This is a genomic window from Nostoc sp. UHCC 0251 (genome assembly GCF_034932245.1).
Taxonomy (GTDB): domain Bacteria; phylum Cyanobacteriota; class Cyanobacteriia; order Cyanobacteriales; family Nostocaceae; genus Nostoc.
This window is the reverse complement of record NZ_JAYGHD010000453.1, coordinates 3,915-6,472: the sequence shown is the minus strand read 5'-3', so window position 1 is coordinate 6,472 and position 2,558 is coordinate 3,915. Positions and strand designations below refer to the sequence as shown.

Sequence of the window (2,558 nt, the reverse complement as noted above, 5' to 3'; positions counted from 1 at the left end):
TAACGCACCCTACAATACTTAACTTTGTTCAAAAATCAAATAGTAATCCTATAGATTACATGATGGCGATCGCTTACAAGTCTACAAGATTATCCCGTTATAACGAAAAGCATTATCCCAAACATAATCAATCACTGCTTTAGCATCATCTAAAGGGAGAATCTGACATGCTCCCTGGCGATCGTAGGTTAGTAAAGGGATTTCTGGTACATTGTCTGTTGTTTCGCTATTTTGAGTTACTTGGCCACGAATATCTTCTAGATTGCTTAGAGGCCCTTGAATATCAAAGTTAATCTTTGTGCCTAGTTTATCTTCCATCCAAGTTTCGATCCGAGAATCTAATTGTTGAGGGCTTAATGGTGTGGGACTGGTAAGTAAATGATAGTATGCCAGAATAACTTCCTTAGATTCTTCTTCTTCTGCCAATTCAATAAACATTTGAAAAACACTAGTGTTGTTCGCTAAACTTTTGAAGAAGAGCGTATCAGTAACAAGTTTTTGAAATTGGATTTTTTTATTTTTGTAATTAGTGTATTGCTTAAAGGCAAATCCACCCAAAGCGATCGCTAATGATAAAGTTGCCACCAGAACAGGCATAAAATTTCTGACTTTATCCAACTCTACATCTAGAGATTCAACCAAAACAGGTACATTTAGTACTATCAAAATTGCAGCCAACAGCAATAATAAATTCGGTAATGTTCTTAATATCAAAGGAATTACTGCTCCAATCGCCGGAATTCCAAATAGTAAGCGATCTTTCCAGGTCATACTTGTTTTTACATTGGGAAAGATTAAGTCAACATCTAGTTTAGGAATATTTTTGTAGAAGTAAACATACATCTTACCGGGAATAAATTTTAATTCTTGGATTTTGGTTTTCTTCCCAAGAAAGTAAGCCGCTTCTTTGAACTTGACTAATAAAACAATCCGTTCAAAAATATCAATTGTCTTTTGTTCTTGCCAAAAGAAGAACTTTTTTACTGAAATGTTTTTATAACTATCACCCCGGTAATAACAGATAAAGCGGTCAAACTCCTCAAAATTGACTTGAGTTTTTAATTCAATTAGAGATTTGGTTGCTAGCGATCGCTTGAGAATCGATTCAGGTAAAAGAATATAATTAGCCCTTTCAACAATATGCCCAAAGGCTTCAACTACTTTCAACTCCATATCATCATATTGCTCGAATGTTGGTGGAGTTATTGGTTGAATATCTGTATTAGGGTTAAAGGGTATGTAGTTATCTTTGATAATTTCTAAGGTTTTGTGGAAGTGAAAGTGATAGTATGCAATGAGGATTTGGCAAAAATCTTGAAATTTTTTGGCATCATCTTCATTTAGCTGACCGTCTTGCAGGCAAAGCTTGATAATATCACTGCGAGTGTAGGGAATGAACGCTTCTCTATTTTCGGAAACAGCCATGTTCAAAGATAAATCAGAATCTAACTAGGGTTTGCCACATCCCACGAAAACGGCGAATATTAAACATTATGTCTTCATTAGCAACTAAATTATAGTATCTTGGGTGTTCAATCTCGCAGTTTTTTCTGAGCCGATGGGCAGACAAGGACTTGCAACCGTGAAGAAGACAGAAGGAAAGACTGATTGAAAAGTGCGATTGCTTGGCATATATCCTGATTTTCTCATTTAAATTGCTATCACGATTCATTAATAAAATAAAGATGTACTGATAACTGAGGAAGAGTAAACCCATCATGCTAGAGTACAATCCATTAGCTTGTTTGCCCTCATCAGAGGAACTGCCAGACTCTGACGATACGCCAGTGGATAATGAATTACAAGATTTAATTCCCGGTTTACTCAAAGCGCTTCTGGCAATGGCTTGGCCAGAACGTATGGATTGGTTTTTTGGCGTAGATATGGGTATTTATTATGACCCAGATTTACCGCCAATAGTCCCAGATGGGTTTTTGAGTTTGGGCGTAGAGCGATTTTATGATGAAAACCTCCGTCCCAGTTATGTGCTTTGGGAAGAGAAGAAATTACCGGTATTAGCGCTGGAAGTGGTATCTAAAACATATCGCGGTGAGTACTCGACTAAGAAAGCAGAGTATGCAAGATTAGGGTTTTTGTATTATGTAGTCTACAACCCATTTCGCCGCCGTAAGCCACGTTTAGAAGTTTACAAATTAGTTAATAATGCTTATGAATTACATGATGGTAATCCCGTTTGGCTACCAGAAATTGGTTTAGGAATTGGCATAGAACGAGGAACGTATTTAGGCATACCACGCGAATGGATGTATTGGTATAACCAACAAGGACAACGGTTTTTAACATCAGAAGAAAAAGCTCAACAAGCGCAGCAAGAAGTTCAAGTCTTACGAGAACGGTTGCGATCGCTCGGCATAGATCCTGATTCTCTCACCTAAATTGCTGTAAAGATTCATTAACGAAGCTCCGAGGTTCATCAACGAAGCTCCGAGGTTCATCAACGAAGCTCCGAGGTTCATCAACGAAGCTCTGAGGTTCATCAACAAAGCTCCGAGGTTCATCAACGAAGCTCTGAGGTTCATCAACAAAGCTCCGAGGTT

General features: G+C 37.8%; 2 protein-coding genes. One reads left to right on the top strand and one right to left on the bottom strand.

Annotation, left to right across the window (positions count from 1 at the left end):
- Window positions 1-81: 81 nt before the first annotated feature.
- Window positions 82-1,425, bottom strand: coding sequence for a TMEM143 family protein (locus VB740_RS35220; protein WP_323204446.1), 1,344 nt, complete (start codon window positions 1,423-1,425; stop codon window positions 82-84).
- Between the two features lie 293 nt (window positions 1,426-1,718).
- Between VB740_RS35220 and VB740_RS35215 the strand changes: the two genes are divergently transcribed.
- Window positions 1,719-2,396: a Uma2 family endonuclease gene (locus tag VB740_RS35215; RefSeq protein ID WP_323204445.1), complete on the top strand. Its 678-nt coding sequence runs from the start codon at window positions 1,719-1,721 to the stop codon at window positions 2,394-2,396.
- The last annotated feature ends 162 nt before the right edge of the window (window positions 2,397-2,558 follow it).